We start from the raw sequence: 19,754 nt of genomic DNA on the forward strand, positions 1-19,754 counted from the left end.
TCGCCATCCCTGCCCGCCAGAATCTGCATTGCATCCAAAAGCATCCGATATAAGGCTTTCAAATGCAACAACTACAAGATAGGAGGAACGGTATGGGCGAGCCGACGCGCGGATCCAAGCATGCGGGCCTGCTGCCCGGAGCCTGCCTTGCCCTTCTGCTCTCCGGCATCTGGACGGGAGACGCCGCGCTTCTTTCCCTTGCGAACCCTCCGGGAGGCATCCTTTCCATCCGCCTTGCATCCCTTGCCGCCTACCTGGCGGCATTCGGAGCCGTGGTTCTCCTGGAAAAGCGCCATGCGCCCGCCGAAGCGGCGCCCGGCCGAAGCGCGGCGCAGATTGCGTGGCTTGCCAAACCGGGCGCTGCGCTGTGCGCGACGGGGCTTTTCGCCCTGCTGTCCGCGCCGTGGCTTGCCGGTAGCGCGCTGGTTTTCGCGTCCCTGGCCCTTGCCAAACTCGTCTGCCCCGTGCTGAGCATCCCCCTGCTAACCCTGTTCGCCACGCTGCCGCGCGCCACTGCGGCGCGCGCCGCCGCCCTGGCGATGGCAGGAGCCTCCCTTTGCGCGACAGCCGCCCGAAGCGCCATGGAAGCGACAATCTGGGGAGCGGCCCTGCCGCTGGCGGCAAGCTTCGCCTGCCTTGCCGGATGCGCGGTTCTCATGTCAACGACCCTACTGCGCCAGCGGGGAAAAGACGCCCCCTCCGCGCACGGGACCGCGTCCGTGCACGGGGCCGTGTCCGCGCATGGGGCCGCATCCGCGCCGCACCCTGAAAGGCAGCCGACCAAAAGCCCCCTTGCCGGAAAAATCGTCTTCGGCTTTGTCGGGACAGCCCTGATGCTGGGGTTTTTGCGCGCGGGCGAGCCTTCCAGCGCGCTTCCCGAAACGGCGGCGGCCCTCGCCGTCATGGCAGCCGCCGCGCTTGCAACCTGGAAGCTTCCCTCACTCGACACGCGCGAGATCCTCCGGGCGGGAATCGCCTGCACGACCGCCGGGCTTTTGCTGGCGCCCCTTTTGTCCGCCCTCTCGCCCGAAGCCGGCTCCCTGCTTGCCGAAGCGGGGACCATGCTGCTTGAAATCGCCCTCTGGACATCGTCCGCCCTTGTCGTCGCGATGTCCGAGAACCGCTTGCGCACCGCCGCAGCCGCCCGCCTCGCCGTTGTCGCGGGGCACCTGCTGGGAGCCCTTGCCGCAACAACGGCGACCTTGGCGACCGCCGGCTTTCCGCAGGCGCACGACGCCGCGTCGCTCGCCATCGCGTTCGCCTACATCGCAATGCTGCTGTACCTTTCGGACGGCTCCCTCCTTCCCCTTCCGCATCGCATCCGCTCACGGGAAGGCGCGCCCGCCGACGCGGAGCGCGCCGCGGTCGAAACGGGCCCTTCAGCCGCGAAGGGTCCGGGCGATGCGCCTTCGGCCGAAGAGTTCCAAGACGATTGGCGCTTCTGGGGGCGCCCTTGCAAAGCGGTGGCCGACGAGCACGGCCTGACGCCGCGCGAGACGGACGTCCTTGAGCAGCTGGCCCAAGGACGCGACCTACCGTTTATGGAAGAGACGTTCGTCCTGTCGCGCAACACGGTGAAGATGCACATCCGCCACGTGTACGCCAAACTGGGCGTCCACAGCAAGCAGGAGGTCATCGACCTGGTGGAGGCCCGGCGACGCCAGCGCTAGCCGTTCGCTGCGCGCAACCGAGCGGCCGCACACAGCGAACGGCCTCGGCAACGGGCCGGAAAACGTCAGGCCGCACTTCCGTACAAGTGGTTCCGCATCCCGGGCGCTTCCCCTAGAGTGGTCCCACCCTATCCGACAGCGTCCGCCGAAGCGGCGCACGCGAGGCGAAGAAAGGAGGCCGCTTATGGGAGGATTCAAGCGATTCTGCATGATCGTCTTCGTCGTTGCATCGACGCTTGGCGTGGGCGTGCTTGCGGCTCTGTGGTTTGCCTGGGAGCCGTTGCTCCCCGCCATCGCATGGCTTGCGGACATGCCCTGGTTTTACGTCGCCGAGGCGGTGCTGCTGGGCATCACGGCCCTGGGCCTGCTGATCATCCTCATCGACGCTTTGTCGAAGCCGGGAAAGAAATCCCATCTCAGGCTTGAACGGGACGGAGGCAGCATAACCGTCACGCAAAACGCCATCCAGTCCACGGTCCGTCACGTGGTGGAAGGGCATCGCGGCATGAAGACGGAGAGCGTGAAGGTCTCCATCGCAAGCAAACGCGACCCGCGCATGACCATTTACGCGAGAATCGACCCGGGCCGCAATGCGGAGCTTGGGCAGGAGGGGGCGAAGCTCCAAGACGAGATAGCCGCCACGGTGGGAGCGTTCGCCGGCCATCCCGTCGACGCCGTGCACATCGCCTTCGTTGGAGACGCCGACGTGGTGACGCCCGCCTTCACCCAGCAGGCGACCAAACGCGCCGACGACGCAGCGCTCCGGAAGCACGCGCAACCCGCTGCGGCCCAAGCGACAGGCAGGTGAGGCGGACATGATCCCAACGACCGCAAGCAAAAACGGCTCGCCCGCAGCCGCCTCCGGCGCAACCCGAACCGAAACGGCGCCGGCCGACGCGCAAAGCGGCACCCCCTCAAAGGCCAAACGCCCCTGCGGCCTGTACGCCAACGTCAGGCGCGCGATCTCGTCCTCCGTGGAGAATCACGGCCATGCCGTTTTGTACGGCACCGTCGGTTTCGTCGCGGCGGCCCTCATCCTCATCATCGGCTTTTGGCCGACCGTCCTGCTGGCCGTGTTCGCCACCGTCGGCGCCGCCATCGGCGCATATCGAGACGGTAACCGCACGGTCCGCGCCTGGGCGAGAAGCCTCCTTGACCGATTCAACCAGTAACCAGACAGAAAGGATCCATCATGACCCAAAGCACCATGAACGCATCGAACGCCTTCGCCGAAGAGAAGGCCGCCCATCCCGCCGTCGCGGACGACGTTGCCGCCGAGCCCGTGTACAAGCTGATCATCGACGAAAGCGTCGTGGAGAAGATCGCCTCGAAGTCCACCCAGAAGATCGACGGCATCATAGACATGAAGGGCAGCCTGCTGTCCACCATCCAGGAGGGCCTGGGAGGCAGCGACAAGACGAAAGGCGTCAGCGCCGATGTGGTGGACGAGCGCAACGCCAAAGTCGACCTCGACGTCATCTTGGAATACGGCAAATCCGCGCCGCAGATCTTCGACAAGATCAAAGACGTCGTCGCAAGCGACCTCAAGGACATGACCGGCCTCACCGTGGTCGAGATGACCGTGAACGTGGTGGACGTCATGACCCAAGACGAGTTCGACCAGAAAAACGGCAACGGCGGGCAGCAAGACGGCTCATCCAACTAACGCGGGCGCGCCCGGGCGATCTCGGGGCGCATGCGGGAACGATCCGAGTTCCCAAGCGCGCCCCCAAGATCGAGCGCACCCCCGGGCGCCCATGTGCCGCCGCATGCCCGCACGCGAGCGCGCACGCGTCCCCGGGGCGCCCGCACGTCCGAGCGCCGGTACGCCCGCGCCCCCGGGACGCCCATGCGTTCCAGACGCTCCAGGTCCCACGCGCCCCCGGGCGCCCATGTGCCCCCCGGATGCCCATGTGCTCAAGACGCCCCTGCGCCGAGGCTTCTTCGGGGGTCCCTTGAGGGCACCCTTGAGGGCACTCCCCCTCCCTAACGGTAACGGATCCGAAAATTTTCAGCGATATTTTACCGTTGCTGCTTAAGTTCCGCGCCTTTTCGCAACCAACGGTAATATATTCTTGAAAACTTGTGAATCCATTACCGTTGGGGGCAAAAAAGAGCGTCGCTGGGCCAGGACCCGCGAGGAACGGTAAAATACGCGAGAAAAAGTTCGAATCCTTTACCGTTCGTAGAAACACAGAGACATCGCAGAGACTCAGAGACGCCATGACACTTCCCCCTCCCCCTGCCCAACCTCCCACCTCGTGGACCCTTCGAACCGAAAGCGCTTTGCCCACGCCCAACGCCAGCCGCCTCAAGCGGTATGATGGGTTCTTGGAGCCCAAACCACCCCAGGCGGCATAACGGGCTTGCGAAGCGAAGTCCTGCGGGAGCGGGAAAGGAGCGCGCTGCATGAACATCCTCGATTACCTGGCCACGGAGTTCGCCTCCTTCGACGAGAAGCCGTTCAATCCAGTGGATTCCGTCATCCTCTCGCAGTTCTGCATGGTGCGCATGGAGCTGATCGCGCCCATGGGATCGAACTGGCAACGGCCCGCCGGTTTCGGGCGAGCGCTCAAAAGCCGCTTGGCGCCCGCGCGCCCCGTGCGGTTCGCCGACGCGCTGCGCGCCGAGCTCTTTTCCACCCTGTTCTCCGGCTTCGATCCAGACCTCATCAAAGAAACCCTGGTGGTGCTTGCGGCCAGCCCACGCTTCCGGGATCTGAGCATCGAGCACTGCGCAAGCATGTTCGACGAAGACGAGCACGTCCAGTTCGCCGCCATGACGTTCTCCCGCAAAAGGGAGTTCGCCTACGTGGGGTTCCGCGGCACCGACCAGTCGTTCACCGGCTGGCGGGAAGACTTCGACATGGCGTACCGAATGCCCGTGCCGGCTCAGGAGCTGGCCGTCCGCTACCTGGAAGCCGTCGCACCCCACCTGCCGAAACGCCTCATGGTGGGCGGGCACTCCAAAGGCGGCAACCTGGCGCAGTACGCGGCACTGCACGCCAGGCCCGCCGTGCGGGAGCGCATCGAGCGCGTGTACGATCACGACGGACCGGGATTTGGCGCCGGCGCCGTCAGCGACAAAGAATACGCCACCATCGCCCCGCGCGTCCACAAAACCGTGCCGCAGGAATCAGTCGTGGGCATGCTCCTGGAAACCCCTGCCGACTGCACGCTGCACGTCGTGCGCAGCACCGGTCGCGGCATGCAGCAGCACAGCCCGTTCAACTGGGAGGTCGCCGAAAACGACTTCGCGTACGCCGACCGGCTCTCGGAGGCCGCGTTGTCCGCCCATGCCGTGTCGTCGCAGTGGCTCGCCGGCCTCGACCGCAACCAGACGCGCCAGATCGTGGAAGCCGCCTTCGAAGCCATCCGCGCATCGAACGCCCTGGACGCCTCCGACCTGATCAGCGGCGGGCCTCGCACCATTTCGCTGCTCGTGGAAGCCGCCAAGAACATCGATCCCGAAAGCCGCGATGTATTGCTGCGCGCCCTGGCCCCGCTTGCGAACCTCATGGCCCAAGACACCGCCCGCAGCGTGGCCAGCCGCTTCTCCCCCAAGCCCAAAGCGTAAAAGTGCGCGCCCCGCACGGGCGGATGCCCGGCAGGACGCGCAATGCGTTTTTTGCGGCTACACGCCGGCGGCGGCGTTCTCGCCGGCGATCTTGCCGTACACCATGCACATGCCCGCGGACAGCCCCTTGAGCGAGATGGGGTACTGCACGGCGAAGCGCCCGCCCTGCGTGGCACCGCACACGTACAGACCGGGAATGACCTCGCGGTCGGTGCTGTACACGCGGCACTCCTCGTCGGACTCCAGGCCGCCCAGGTTGCCAAGCGTCAGGGCGCACCCGCACTCGGCGGCATAGAACGGTCCGTTCACCAGGCCGAACAGACGCTGAGAGCTCTTGAAGAAGTCCGTGTCCTCACCGGCGGCGCACAGCTCGTTGTAGCGCTCGATGGACGCCTTCGCCGCCTCAACGTCCATGCCGTCGATCATACCCAAAAGCTCTTCCACCGTGTCGGCCTTCAGGCAGCGGCCCTCCTCCACGGCGGCGTCGATGTCGGCGGCCGTGCGCACGTTGATCCTCAGACCGGACGCGGTGTAGGAAGGCAGCTCCTCCTCGCGGTAGAAGCAGGCCACGCCATGGGCCGCCGGGAAGTGCTGCAGCTGCTCGGGCCAGGACGAATCGAAGAACTGGTACGCCTTGCGCTGCGGCTGCAGCTCCACCTGGTTCTCCAGCTGCTGACCAGGCAGATCCTCGTTCATGAAGCGCTTGCCGCGCAGGTTCAGCCACAGAAAGCCGTTGTTGCCGATCACGCCGCGACCGTCGGCCCCCGCGCCGCCGCCCATATGGTGGATCATCGGCGCGTGCCACTGCTCGATGGCGGCGCCGGCCCACGCGCCCATCATGTGGCCCTCGCCGATGTTGGTGTAGTTGCCTTCGTTGTCCATGTCGATGCTGAGGATCTGGATGCCGTTCTCCACGCACTCGGGCGCGTAAAACTTCATCATCTCCTCGTTGCCCAGGTAGTCGCCCGTGGCCAGAACCACGCTCTTGGCGTTGATCCTGATGTACTGGTCAGAGCCGGCAGCCTGCGCGTAGATGCCGGTCACGGCCCCGTCGCCGTCCTGGATGAGCTTCACGCCCTTCGTGTTGTAGCGCACGTCCGCGCCGCCGTCCACGGCCACCTGCAAATTGTCGGCCATGATGGTGGCCAGGCTGCTGAAGCCCACCGAGGTGGGATAGCAGGGCAGGTCCTCCTTGGTGTAGTCGTAGGTCTCCGGCACCGGGTACATGTAGGGGAACATATAGTTCTCCTGGTTTGCCTCGGGGATCTCGGCGTAGCTTTCCGGCGCGATGTAGAGGTCTTTGCTCGCGGCGATGAACCAGTCCAGCGCGGCACCGGACTCGTCGTAGTAGCGGCTGATGACGCTTTGGCTCACATGGTGGCTGCACTCCTCCATATGCATGTTGACCACCATCTTCTTGTCCAAGAAGCCGTCGCCGCGGCCCCACGTGGCCTGCGTCTGGCCGCCGAAGATGGCCATGTCGCTGGCGGCGCTGTTGAGCTTCGCGGAACTTTCCAGGCACACCACCTTCGCGCCCGCCTCCACGGCGGCGCGGGCAGCCGGAACGCCGGCGCAGCCCAAGCCCACGACAACCACGTCGGTATCGATCTCCTCCTCGACATCCGCATCGGCGATCTCCGGCGCCTCGCCCAACCACGGCATAACGCCCGTGCCGTCGAAGCCCACCGTGCCGCCCGACGCAGCGCCGCTCGCGCCGGCCGCGCCCGCAGCGGAACCGGCCTCCTTCTCCGCTGCGGCATCCGACGCGGACTTCGGCGCGCAGCCCGCCAGCCCCGCGCCCGCCAGCACGGCGCCCATCGCAGCGGCTCCCGACAGGAAGCTGCGGCGGCTCATTCCCTGCTCGTTTTTCATCATGATGCGTCCTCTCTGTGAAACGGCGGCCCCTCCAGACCGCGCTTGACGTCGGGAAGTATGCCGGATGCGAGCGAGGAGCACACCATCCCCCATGGTTGATTTCGTCCCAACGCGGCTGCGCCGGGCCGCGGGCGCCGGCCCAGCCGCGCGCCCTCCTTGCCCATCAAGGGCCGCCGCGCATCAACCGCCAGGGTTGATTCTTGGCCGAAAAAGGGATGAAACCGCAGTTCTTATGCCATAATGGGCGCGGGAGGTAGATGTGATCGACGTTCGCACCATAGGAGTGGCGCCGGCCCAGTGGCGCTACGCGATAGGCTACGCGTGCATGTGCGCCTGGGCGGTCGTGCTGCTGCTGTCGCCTGCGTTCGGCGCGCCGGGAGCCGTCCACGCCATGGCCGCGTCCATGCTACCGGGGTTGGTCGCCTGCCTTGCGGGCATCTTGGGCGCCCGTCGGTTCCCTTCCGTCGAAGGACGCACGCCGTTCGTCGCAGCGGCGACGTTGCTCATGGCCGCAGGAACCTTTCTGTGCACGTACCCGCCGCTGGCCGCGCTCGCCGGAGCGCGCGTGGGCGGCCTGGTGCTGTCGGGGTGCTTCGCCATCATCCTCATCATGTCGTGGTTCGACACGTACGCGCAACTCGAGCCGCGCGCCATCATCGTGCTGGCGGGATGCGCCGTGTCGGCTGCGGCGCTGCTTTGCTGGGCCATCCTCGCGTGCCCTTCGGACGTGGCCAGCGTGCTGGCCACGTTGCTGCCGCTTTTGTCGCTGTCCGTGCTGCCGAAGGCGGATCGCGGGCGCGAGCAGGCGAGCACGCCCTTTCCCAGCCCGGCCCCGGCCGCCGCACCGGGACCTCTCGACATCATGGCCGCCGCCGTGCCGTTGCGCACGCTGGTGGGGCTTGCCATCACGTTTTTCATCGTCAGCTCCATAGGGTCGCTCGCGCCCGAGTTCGGGCTGTTCAGCGCCGTTGTCTCCCCCGTGTCGCTGCTCGTGCCGCTGGGCGTGACGGCGTTCTTCTCAGCCAGCGCCCTGCTCTTGCATGGGCGCATCGACCCTTCGGCGCTGTACAAGGTGCTGCTCTCGGCGTTCGCGGCGGGCGTGTTCCTGCTCATGCTGTCCGTGGGCATCAGCGCGTCGCTCGTGTTCTACGCCAACATCGTGGCCCAAGTCCTCACGTGGATGGTGCTGGCGCTTTGGGCCAAGAAGACGCCGGTCAAGCCCCATCTGGTGTTCGCCGTGGGCTGGATTGCCGAATGCGCGGGCAACACGCTGGGGCAGACGCTCGCGCCCTTGTTCGCGCCTCGCATCGAGGCGTTCTACGCAGTGGCCATCATGCTCATCCTGGTGGCCGTGGGGTTCGCGTTCAGCGAAGGGCGCGTGGTGCTGGAGATCGACTTCGCGGAAGACGAAGATGACGCCAAGCCCCAAGGCGGCGCTGCAGGGCCTGCGAGCGCTGTTGCCGCCGGAGCGGCAACAGGCGCAACGGGCACGCTCCTCGGCACGGCATCCGGCGCGGCGGACGCGGCCGGGGCGCCCCTCGGCGCAGCCCCCAACGCAAACGGCGCCAACCCCGCAGGCCTCGGCCGCGCGGACGCCGACCCTGTGGGAGCGTTCGCCGCCGCGCACGACCTCTCGCCGCGCGAACGAGAGGTGGCCGCGCTCTGGCTCACGGGCCACGGCCTCAAGTACATCGAGAACGCCCTGTTCATATCCGAGGCAACCGTGAAAACCCACCTGCGCAACATCTACCGCAAGTGCGACACCCACAACCGCGCCGAGATCATCGCTCTGTTCGAGCGTGAAAGCGGGCGCGCCTAGCCCCTGCCCCGTTGCCGAACCGCCCGCAACGCCGTGCGTATCGCGCTCGGCAAAGTCCCGCAATGACGAAGGCTCGCAAGAAGCCGGGTCTTTCGCACGGAAAACGAAGAGCGGGCGGGACGCGCTCGGCGTCCCGCCCGCTTTCGATTCTCAAACTGTCGTCAGTCAGCAACGGCTGCGGCGACGGGCGATCGCGACTGCCGCCGCCGCGGCGATGGCCGCGAACACGGGCGCCATCGCCGCCGATGCTCCGTCATCGCCGGTCGGCGCCAGAGCGGCTAGAACGGGCAGCGCCTTGACCTCGGGCTGACCGCCGTCCGCGCCGTTCGGCGCCTGCTCAGGATCCTTCTGCGCCACTGTCAGCTCCAGCGTGCCGGACACCGGCGCGTAATTGGCATCGTCGGGCACGAAGGTCCACGCGCAGGCGCGCGTGCCGGCTTCGAGCACAACGGCGCCATCGTCCCAAACCAGCAAACCCGTCAGCGGCTTGCCGTCGATGCCCAAAAACGTGCCCGACAGCGCCACGTCCTCCAACTTGGAGCCGGCCGCAGCAGCGCCTGCGGTCACCGCACCCTGCTGCGTTGGGGTTGCGGGCGCAATGCCGCCCGCAACCTGACCTGCGGCCGAGGTTGGCAACGTGTAATTCGCCAGCACGCCGGGATCGCCCGTCAGGCGAACGCCGCTCATCACCACCTCGGCGGTCCATGCGTCGGCACGCGCAAACGCCCCGCCGTCGTACGCGAAACCCACACCTTGCGCGTCCTGCGGCAACACGCCCACCAGCGCCAGCGTTATCTGCGCATCCTGCGGCAACGCCGTCGTGCCGTCGTAGACCTTGGATGCCGCGCCCGCCACCGAAAGCGTCAGCGGCTTCGGCGCAATGGTCAGCGTCCGGGTCGCGGGAGCCGCCAGCGCGTAGTTCCCCGCAGCGGCGCCCTCCAAAGCCGCCGTCACCGCATAGGTGCCGGCGTTCGTCGGCTCATCGGGCGCGCCGTCGAACGAAAGCGCCACCTGCACGGCATCGCCCGTCACGAAGTCCTGCGTGGCGGCGACCACCGAGCCTCCGTCGCCGTAGACGCGTCCGTCCAACCCGCTCCACGCAAGCGCGACGGGCTTCTTGGCAACCTCGACGGCCACGGTGCCGGACACCGGCAGGTACTCGGGGCTTTCGGGCACGAACTCCCACGCGACCTGCCGCGACCCCGCAGGCAGCGGATCCTGACCGGCCGTCCACCTCAGCGTGCCGGCAACCTCGGCTTTCGTATCGGGGTCAACGAAGGTGGCTTCGAGGGTCAAGCCGTCCAGGGGTTGCCCGTACGTCAGCGAGCCGACCACGGACACCGCGCCGTCCAGCTTCGGCGTTTTCGCGTTCACGGCCCGCACGTCCACCGTCAACGTGAAGTCTTGGAAGTTGCCCGACGTCACCTTCAATTCGATGCTGCCGACGCCTCCCTCGACCGCCTGGTCCTTCGGCACCTCCGCGATGGGCACGCGCAGAATGCCGCCCTCGACGTGCGCGGGCTTGGCGTCCACCTTGTACGGGGACCGAAGGTTGTTCGCGATCACGTCGAACGCGAGGTCGCCCCACCGCTGCCCCGGCGAAAGCTGGCCCAGATCAGACTGGCAATTGTATTCGTACACGGTTTCTGCCAGGCCGTTTATCACCGCAAGCTCGCCGCGCGGAGCCGCAACGGGAGGCGCCGCCTTCTTGATAGCGCCCGAAACCGGGACGGGATCGGAAACTGTGTACCAAGCCCTCATCGCATCGCCCGCAACCGCCACGTTCTTCGCGAAGAGCGTGCGCGCGCCCGCATCGGGGCTGTCGTAGGAAACCGTCCCCTCCACCTGCGGGTCATCGGCCCCCACGGCGGGAGTCGTGGCAGCAACCTTCAGCTCGACACCGGCAGGGGCGTCCGTTGTGCCATCGTAGGTCTTGTCAAACGACGCGCCGGAAATCTCTACGTCCAGCGGCTTTTTGGCAAGGGAGATTTCCACCAAAGCGGAGTTGCCCGCCATGTTGGCGTCGCCCACGAAACGAGCCTCCAGCGTCACCGGACCGTTCGCCGGCACAAGCTTGCTCGACGTGTCGCATTTCATGGTGTAGGTGCTGCCTGCCGCAGGCACGGGATCGGACACCTGCACGCCGTTGCAGTACAGCGCCATCTCCCCGTCCTTCGGATCGGCGAACGCGCTGCGGGTCGCCGGCGCGTTCGCAGGGGCAACGGTCGCCTCAACCGTGACGGTGTCGCCGTACACGAAGTCGCGCGTCGGCTTCGATCCGTTCTTCACGTTCGTGACGCTCACAAGGGAACCGCCGCTCGCAACCTCGTAGTCCCGGATGGCGGAGCCATCAAGCTCGTAGTTGCCTTGATCGGCACCTGTCAACGACGCCGCTGCCGTGTGCTTTCCCGGAGAACCGCCGTCGCTTGCGGGATCCCCGTCGATAACCAGCGACAGGCCGACGTCATCGCTGCCGAACACCGCAGTCGCCTTGTCCTTGATCTCCGCCCGCACCGACTTGCCGTCGCCAGCGTAACGATCCTCGACGCCCGACCACTCGACCGAGAGCGGAGCAGGTGCAATGGGCGCGGCATTGGCAATGTCAACGGCACCGTTGAGATGCAGCGTGTAGTTCTTCTGCCATGCGGGATCCAAAGTGACCTGAGCCGTAGCGTTGGTTTCGTCTGCGTTTTTGGTATCCCACTCAAATGTCGCCGTCGCCGTCGGCTGATCATTGTACACCGCGCCAGCTAGGGATACGACACTGCCCTCACCAGCTGTTGCGCCGTCATAGGTTTTTGCATTAATCGCCACATGCGGCACAAGCTCGCGTTGCGTCACCGTGACCTCCATCGTACCCCTGGCGGTGCTGTACGCGGCCGCGTCGTCGGGAACGAACTCCCAGGCAGCTGTGTACGTGCCGGCGTCGGGGTTCTCGTCGATATTGGTCAGCTTCGTTTCACCGGGCAGTATTCCTCCCGTATCCGGATCATGGAACGTGAAGTTCATGACATCCGAAGCCGGCTGGCCGTACTCGATGGTCGCCGCAGCCGGCGCGGTGTACTGAGGATCCTTCTTCGTCGATGCCCGACTGCTCACTTTGTAGGCGAATGTGTTGGACTCGGTAGTGCCGTTCATGGTGACCGTCGCCGTATGGTTGCCCACCGTGTCGGTGGCAAAGCCCGTCACCGTGTACTCGTTCGGCTTCAACGTGCGCGTCGTGCGCTGATAGTTCGCCGTCACTTCAAGGCCGTCATACGAAACCGGATCGCCTTCAAGATAGGCGGTCTTGGTGGGAGGCGTGACGGAAATCGACAGCAGATCGTTGCTGATGACCTTCTCCTTGACAACGGCAGTGGTGGAATCCACCACGTAACCGACGATCAAGGTGCTGCCCGTGGAAACCAAGGAAAAGGTGTTGCCCCGCTCGGCCTTGCTGACAGGAAGGCCTTCCAGCACAAGCTTGCCCTCCATCACTTCATAGGCATACACGCCCTTCAGCGCCTGCGTGGCAGGCCCAGTGACCACATACAAGTTGCCCTGCGAAACGGCCAGGGCGGGCGCGAAGCTGTCCTCCGAATTGGAAGCGTACTCTCTCCATGTGCCGCTCTCGGCATCGTATTTGCTCACCGTCAAGCCTTGGGTGGACGCGGCGGCAAAATACAATTCGTCATTGTAGGTGATAGCGTCGCACGATGACGCTGCTCCGGGACTGCCCAGCTGAGCAAAGGAATCTCCGCTCGCTTTGGCGAAAAACAACATGGCGTTGGAGTTGTCACGATAGCCCACCACAAGCTCGCCGCCCAACGACAGGACCGCAGGCAAGCTATACGCGCCTGTTGCAACAGTGCGTTTATTGGTGACAGAAAGAGCCCCGCCCCCATGCAAAACCTCCGCCGCTTTAACAGACGCGCCGTCATGATAGGCTATATACGGCACGTCGTTCACCATTCCCAAGCTGACTTGGTTGTTGTTGGCGGTATCGACGACCACCGGCGAAGTCCACGACCCACCTGCATAGGCGCTCACCACCGCCTTCCCGTCGCCGTTCGCGTAAGCCGCGTATACGATTCCGTTCGCTTTTGCCAGATCAAGCGAACCAAACGAGAGGGAGCTTCTATCCGTCAGGGTGCCGAGGGCGGTTCCGGCAGGTTGCCAACTCCCCTTTTCATACGTCCAGAAATCAACGGCCTGCGGAAGCGCCTTGCCCGCCGTTGCCGCCACAATCTGGCCATCCAGATCAAACAGCCGAACCATTGAGGCATTCGCTTCGATCCCTTGCGAATTGGCCCAAAGGTCGAAGGCGCTCCAATCCGGTATCGTCACCTTGAGCGTGGCAGCGCCGTTGCCCGAGGCCTGGACGTCCGTCACTTTGATGCCGGAATCCATGCCGTCGGCAAATGTGATGGGGATATTGTTGCCCACGCCAGTGCCAAGCGCCGTAGGATGCACGGTAGTGACGCCGTTGTTGATCGTAGTGCCTCCAAGAGCAGCATCCGAACGGTTGTCGTCTTTTGCTCCGGTCGCGGTGAACACCGTCACGCCAATACTGCCGTAGTAGTTCGACAAACCCTCCACCGTCGTGTTCACGCGATAAACAATCACGCCGGACTTCACCGGGATGCCGCCATCCAAAGAGTCGTCGGAATAATATCCGTCAGTTCGCTCACGCAGCTCAATGACAAATTTCTCATAGGGATTCACCGGCGAGGTCACCATGACGGCATTATTTGGATTCGCACCGGAAAACGCCGTCAAGGAGATTTCGTAGGTGGTGGAACCATCGTTGTTCGTCGTCTTGTTCGCACCGACATCCTCAACTTCCGGTACGCTCGCCCAGCCAGAGAAATGCTGGCGCAGATAGGCAAGCGGCAGGTTCATGAAACGAGCGTCGGCGGCCATCATATCCCAGTTGCCCACCGGAGGATCGCCATTGTTGTCATCAGGCAAATACAGATCGGGATACCCTAAAGAATGCAGATATTCATGCGCAATCAACCCGGCTCGCTTGCCGCTCAACACATTCGAATTCAGCATATTGAACGTATTGGTCGATTTCGAGGTGTCGGTCCACGTATACGTGTCAAGAAGCGACAGCTTATGAGAACGAAGCGTCGGCTCAAAACCACCCGATCCCTTCACGTCCTCGTCTGCCTGCATGATGATGGTGACGTTGTCGATACGCCCGTCGTTGTCCTGGTCAAGTTCGCTTTCGTAGGGGGTCAGATCTATCTTCTCTATCACTTCTTTCACGACGGTGGTGTCCTTGTCCTCCGTCTTCGCCTCGCCGTAGGTCACTTTCGACAAAGTGAGGACATCCACCGCGCCAGTTGCCTCATTGTACTGAGGGAAGATGTTCTTCACCGCGTGCCCGCCGCCCGAGATGGCGGCCATGTAGCGGGAGAACGACCGCCCATTGTTCGCATCGTCGTAATAGCCCACGAAACGCGCGCCGTTGGTTTTGCCGTTGTAGGCAGTCTCCTGCCCTTGATAGATCGCGTTGAAATAGTCGTCGGTTTGATCCGAGAACCGAACGAATATCACCACGTTTGCACGCGTGGTGGCGCTTTTACCGGACGAACCCCCCCCCGGTGAGTCATCGGCAAATGCAGTGGATGCCCCTATGCCGGAGAGCGTTGCCGCTGTCCCGAGAACGACTGCAAGCGCTGCGGCGGCCGCCAAACGAGCGGCACGGACAAAACCTCCGAAAACCGTCATGATGCAATCTCCTCATGGCGTCTGTTGTGGCATCGGGCACCTCGCCATCGCCCAACCGCACAGCTCGTCTATTCTTGTAATTCGGTCATGATACCAGCTGAAAGGGTGTCTCGACAACAGGGTCCTACCTAAACAATATATTTCCTAGGGCATTACAAGATTTTACCCGAACGGCTCGCTTGACCACGCCGCTTAGCAGCGCACCGCTCTCGCCCGCTGCGCCCGAACGCCCCCTTCCCCCAAGATGCTCCTCGGCGAGATGCCCCGCCCTTCGTGGCCCTCGAAGCGTCACAGCCTCATGCAGGCAAAAGCGCCGGGACGCACGCAAGCGCGCATCCGCCCCGCCGCCTCGAGCAGCGGCGCGCAGCACCCTCGCGAGCGTCGCGCGCCGCTGTCAGCCTAGTCGGCGAAGTAGCTCACGCCGCCCTCGAACAGGGGCTGGAACGTATTGCCGGGGACGTTCTTGTACAGCCCGCAACCCCGCCGCTCGCTGTGGCCCATCTTGCCGAGCACGCGGCCGTCGGGACTGGTGATGGCCTCGATAGCCAGCACGCTGCCGTTAGGGTTCACGGAAAGGTCCATCGACGGCGCGCCCGCCGCATCCACGTACTGCGCAGCCACCTGGCCGTTCGCCGCAAGCTGCGACAACAGCTCCGGCGAGGCCACGAAACGACCCTCGCCATGGCTGATGGGCACCGTGTGAATGTCTCCAACCTGGCAGCGGGAAAGCCATGGCGAAAGGCTGGATGCCACGCGCGTGCGCACCAGACGGCTCTGGTGCCGGCCAATGCCGTTGAACGTGAGCGTGGGGCAGCCCTCGTCCATGGGGCGAATGTCGCCGTAGGGCACCAGGCCCAGTTTCACAAGCGCCTGGAAGCCGTTGCAGATGCCCAGCATCAGCCCGTCGCGGTTCTGCAGCAGGTCGCGCACGGCTTCGGTCACCTGCGGGGCGCGGAAGAACGCCGTGATGAACTTCGCCGAGCCGTCGGGCTCGTCGCCTCCGGAGAAGCCGCCGGGAATCATGACGATCTGACTGCCCTTGATGAGGCGCGCCAGCTCGGCGGTGCTCTCGGCCACCGCATCGGGCGTGAGGTTGTTCACCACGAACGTCTCCACCACAGCCCCCGCCTGCTCAAACGCACGCGCGCTGTCGTATTCGCAGTTGTTGCCGGGAAACACCGGGATGACCACGCGCGGCCGCGCAAGGGGACCGCCGCTGCGCACAAGCGGAGCCGCCGCCGTGAAGGACACGGCCTCAACGGCCTTTGCGCGCTCGCGCTCCTCGGCAGGGGTCCGGTACGGGAACACGTCCTCCAGCGCATGCTCCCACGCCTCTTGCACATCCGCGAGGTCCACCGTCTCGTCCCAGATGGAAAGCTGGTACGCCTCGGTCGTCGCGCCGATCTCCCACACATCGGCGCCCGTCGGCCGGGGCACCTCCGCGCCGTCGGCCAGCTCCACCAGGAAACTGCCGTACAGGTGCTCGAACAGATCCGGCCCGTCGTGATCGAACACGTCTCCGTCAAGCGCGATGCCCACGCGGTTGCCCACGCACGCCTTGAAGACGCTCTCAGCCAAACCGCCAAAGCCCAATGCGGATGCAGAAAGCGCCGCGCCTTCGCGAATCAGGCGCTCCACCAGGTCGAACGCCTCAAGCAGGCTTGGCACGTCGGGCAGCCGGTCAGACGAATCGAAATCGGGCCCCACCAGCAGCACGCGATGCCCCGCGCCCTTGAACTCGGGAGACGTCACGTGCTCGACCGATCCCACCGCCGTGGCGAAGCTCACAAGCGTGGGCGGCACGTCCAAATCCTCGAACGACCCGCTCATGGAATCCTTGCCGCCGATGGCCCCCACGCCCAAATCCACCTGGGCCATGAGCGCGCCGAGCACCGCCGCCACGGGCTTGCCCCAACGCTCGGGATCGTCGCGCAGCTTCTCGAAGTATTCCTGGAACGTCAGGTACATGTCCGCACGCGCGAACCCCGAGGCGATAAGCTTCGCCACGCTCTCAACCACCGCGGCGTACGCACCGCAGAACTGGTCGGCCTCCATGAGGTAAGGGTTGAAGCCCCAGGCCATGCCGCTGCACGTGGTGGTTTCGCCATCCGTGGGGAATTTCGCCGCCATGGCCTGGGCGGGCGTGAGCTGGTAGGCGCCGCCGAAAGGCATGAGCACCGTGCCCGCGCCGATGGTGGAATCGAAGCGCTCCGCCAAGCCCTTGTTGCAGCAGACGTTGAGGTCGGTCAGCAGCGTGCGCAGTCCCGCCTCCACCGTGTCGTCGCCGCAGCCGGGAACGTCGGGCAGCGTGGACACGCGGGCGTCGGCGGCGTCCAGAACCTTGCCCAACACAGCCTTGGCCAGGGGGTTCTTCCACGCAAGCTCGCGCACCCCCTGCTCGGGCACCCGCACATGCTGGCTTTTCGGCGCGCCGTTGCTGGCAAGGAACTCCCGGCTCACGTCCACGATGGTCTGCCCGCGCCACGTCATGCGCACGCGCGCCTCCTCGGTGACCTCGGCGATGGGCGTGGCCTCAAGGTTCTCCTCGCGTGCCAGCGCCAAGAACTCCTCCACGTCCTCTGCCGCCAGCGCCACGGCCATGCGTTCCTGGCTCTCGGAGATGGCAAGCTCGGTGCCGTCCAGACCGTCGTATTTCTTGGGCACGCGGTCCAGGTTGATGAGCAGGCCGTCGGCCAGCTCGCCCACGGCCACCGACACGCCGCCGGCGCCGAAGTCGTTGCAGCGCTTGATGAGACGGCACGCCTCGCCGCGACGGAACAGGCGCTGGATCTTGCGCTCCACCGGCGCGTTGCCCTTTTGCACCTCCGCGCCGCAGCTTTCAAGCGAGCCGGCGGTGTGCGCCTTGGAAGAACCCGTGGCCCCGCCGATGCCGTCGCGGCCCGTGCGCCCGCCCAGCAGCACGATCACATCGCCCGGGGCCGGCGTCTCGCGCCGCACGTGGCTGGCCGGCGTGGCGCCCACCACCGCGCCAATCTCCATGCGCTTGGCCGCGTAGCCGGGGTGGTACAGCTCGTTCACCTGGCCCGTTGCCAGGCCAATCTGGTTGCCGTAGGACGAGTAGCCCGCAGCCGCCGTGGTCACCAGCTTGCGCTGCGGCAGCTTGCCGGGAATGGTCTGGCTCACCGGCACCGTGGGGTCGGCCGCGCCCGTCACGCGCATGGCCTGGTACACGTAGCTGCGCCCGCTCAAAGGGTCGCGGATGGCGCCGCCCACGCAGGTGGCCGCGCCGCCGAAGGGCTCTATCTCGGTGGGGTGGTTGTGCGTCTCGTTCTTGAACAGGTAGAGCCAGTCCTGGTTCTCGCCGTCAACGTCCACCGTGCACTTCACCGTGCAGGCGTTGACCTCCTCGGACTCGTCCACGCCCGTCATGACGCCCTTGGCTTTCAACCAGCGCGCGCCGATGGTGCCCATGTCCATGAGGCACACCGGCTTCTCGTCGCGGCCCAGCTCATGGCGCATGTCCAGGTAGCGCTCGTAGGCGGCGCGCACGGCGGCGTCGTCTATCTGCACGTCAACGAGCTGCGTGCCAAACGTGGTGTGACGGCAGTGGTCGGACCAGTAGGTGTCGATCATCTTGATCTCGGTGATGGTGGGGTTGCGCCCTTCCTCGGCGAAGTAGCGCTGGCAAAACACGATGTCGGCCAGGTCCATGGCCAACCCGCGCGCGTCCAGAAACGCCGCCAGCCCCGCTTCGTCCAGCTGCAGGAAGCCCTCGAGCACCTCCACATCGGCGGGTTCGGGTTGTTCCATCTGCAACGTGTCGCGCAAAGCAAGCGAGGCCTCGCGCGATTCCACCGGGTTGATCACATAGTGTTTGATGGCTGCAAGCGCCTCGTCCGACACCGCGCCCTCGAACACGTACACCTTCATGCAGCGCACCGTGGGGCGATCGCCCTGGGAAATAAGCTGCACGCACTCGGCGGCGGAATCGGCGCGCTGGTCAAACTGGCCGGGCAACGCCTCCACGGCGAACACAGCCACATTCTTGGGCAGAGCCACCACGCCGCAGCCGCTGCCGGCAGAACCCATGAGCACGCCCTCCACGGGAAACGTGCGGCTCGCCGTGTCAACCTGGGGCTCAGAGAACACAGTGGGTATGCAGCGCTCGAACAAGTCGTCATCGATGCCCTCCACATCGTAGACGTTGATGACACGCAGCGTGGCAAGCGGCGAGAGCCCCTCCGCGACAACGGCGCGCAATTCGGCGCGAAGCTGTTGCGCCTCCACGTCGAAGCTCGGTTTTTTCTCAACATAGACGCGGGAAACCATGCCTCCCCCTTTACTTGGTCGAATCCTGCCCCTCGGCCTTTCCAGACGCCTTCTTCGCGCTGGCCTTGGCACGCTCGAGCACCGCGTTGCCCCCATCGGCCCCGTCAGCCTTGCCCGCCTTGTCGGCCTGCTCTTCGGCCTTCGCCTTCTCGGCCCTCTTCAAACTGAAACCGCTGCCGAACAAGCGCCGTTTCTTCAGCTCCTCTTTCGTCTTCTCAAGATCCTCGGCCGTTCTCTGGTCGGCCTCGCGCTCGGCAGCCCTCCTCTGCTTTTCCAGGGCGCGCTGCTCTTTGGACTTCTTTTTGGACATTTCCTCCTGATAGGCCCGACGCACCTTGCGGATCTTCGAAAAGTCCACGTAGAGCGCGCCGATGATGCACGCGTACGCCAGGCCGAGCGTGACGTACGTGACCGTCTCCGGCAAGAAGGAGCGGCCCGCGAAGGAGAGCACCGTCATCACGATGGCGGCGATGAGCAGGCCCCACCAGACCTTGCGCAGACGCTTGTACTCGGGGGTCGGCGGATTGTAGTAGCGGCGGTCAAGCTCCATCTGCTTGGCGCGGGCGGCCTTCTGCTCGGCCTTCTTCTGCTGCTTGGTCTTTTCCGTGGGCTGCACGCGCACCGACGAGGCGGCTTTCGTTTTGGGCTTGACCGACGCGGCACTTTTGCGCGTCTGCCCGCGATGCTCGTCGGTTTGGTAGCGATCGTTCAGGGGATTGCGCTGGGACATGTTGCTCTCTCCAGAAAACTCGTAGGTCCAATACTCAAAAACTCGCAAGCCGAAGGGCGAATCCGCAGGCTGAAAG

General features: G+C 65.1%; 10 protein-coding genes. 6 read left to right on the top strand and 4 right to left on the bottom strand.

Features of this window, described 5'->3' with window-relative positions:
• The first annotated feature begins 92 nt into the window (after positions 1-92).
• The 5 genes from ACWKY3_RS13240 to ACWKY3_RS13260 all read left to right on the top strand — a co-directional run bounded on the left by ACWKY3_RS13240 (position 93) and on the right by ACWKY3_RS13260 (position 5,246).
• A complete protein-coding gene (locus ACWKY3_RS13240; protein WP_449316865.1) occupies positions 93-1,670 on the top strand; it encodes a response regulator transcription factor in 1,578 nt (525 codons plus the stop codon).
• A 184-nt stretch (positions 1,671-1,854) separates the two neighbouring features.
• Positions 1,855-2,478, top strand: coding sequence for an alkaline shock response membrane anchor protein AmaP (gene amaP, locus ACWKY3_RS13245; protein ID WP_449316866.1), 624 nt, complete (start codon positions 1,855-1,857; stop codon positions 2,476-2,478).
• A 7-nt stretch (positions 2,479-2,485) separates the two neighbouring features.
• Positions 2,486-2,842, top strand: a complete 357-nt coding sequence (locus tag ACWKY3_RS13250; RefSeq protein WP_449316867.1) for a DUF2273 domain-containing protein — start codon at positions 2,486-2,488, stop codon at positions 2,840-2,842.
• 20 nt (positions 2,843-2,862) lie between these two features.
• Positions 2,863-3,336 (top strand): Asp23/Gls24 family envelope stress response protein, encoded by a 474-nt coding sequence (locus ACWKY3_RS13255; RefSeq protein ID WP_449316868.1) that lies wholly within the window; start codon positions 2,863-2,865, stop codon positions 3,334-3,336.
• Positions 3,337-4,079: 743 nt separating this feature from the next.
• Positions 4,080-5,246, top strand: coding sequence for an Mbeg1-like protein (locus tag ACWKY3_RS13260; protein ID WP_449316869.1), 1,167 nt, complete (start codon positions 4,080-4,082; stop codon positions 5,244-5,246).
• A gap of 57 nt (positions 5,247-5,303) precedes the next feature.
• Here the strand turns inward: ACWKY3_RS13260 and ACWKY3_RS13265 are convergent, their stop codons facing one another.
• Positions 5,304-7,121 (bottom strand): FAD-binding protein, encoded by a 1,818-nt coding sequence (locus tag ACWKY3_RS13265; RefSeq protein WP_449316870.1) that lies wholly within the window; start codon positions 7,119-7,121, stop codon positions 5,304-5,306.
• Positions 7,122-7,380: 259 nt separating this feature from the next.
• On the opposite strand from ACWKY3_RS13265, the gene ACWKY3_RS13270 reads away from it, so the two are divergent.
• Positions 7,381-8,940 carry a response regulator transcription factor gene (locus ACWKY3_RS13270; protein WP_449316871.1) on the top strand — a complete coding sequence of 520 codons (1,560 nt, stop codon included), beginning with the start codon at positions 7,381-7,383 and terminating at the stop codon, positions 8,938-8,940.
• Between the two features lie 165 nt (positions 8,941-9,105).
• Here ACWKY3_RS13270 and ACWKY3_RS13275 read toward each other — a convergent pair whose 3' ends face one another.
• The 3 genes from ACWKY3_RS13275 to ACWKY3_RS13285 all read right to left on the bottom strand — a co-directional run bounded on the left by ACWKY3_RS13275 (position 9,106) and on the right by ACWKY3_RS13285 (position 19,678).
• Positions 9,106-14,487 carry a YDG domain-containing protein gene (locus tag ACWKY3_RS13275; protein ID WP_449316872.1) on the bottom strand — a complete coding sequence of 1,794 codons (5,382 nt, stop codon included), beginning with the start codon at positions 14,485-14,487 and terminating at the stop codon, positions 9,106-9,108.
• A 570-nt stretch (positions 14,488-15,057) separates the two neighbouring features.
• A complete protein-coding gene (locus tag ACWKY3_RS13280; protein ID WP_449316873.1) occupies positions 15,058-18,948 on the bottom strand; it encodes a phosphoribosylformylglycinamidine synthase in 3,891 nt (1,296 codons plus the stop codon).
• Between the two features lie 10 nt (positions 18,949-18,958).
• Positions 18,959-19,678, bottom strand: coding sequence for a hypothetical protein (locus tag ACWKY3_RS13285; RefSeq protein WP_449316874.1), 720 nt, complete (start codon positions 19,676-19,678; stop codon positions 18,959-18,961).
• Between the last annotated feature and the right edge of the window lie 76 nt (positions 19,679-19,754).

It is taken from the genome of Rubneribacter sp. (genome assembly GCF_965361815.1).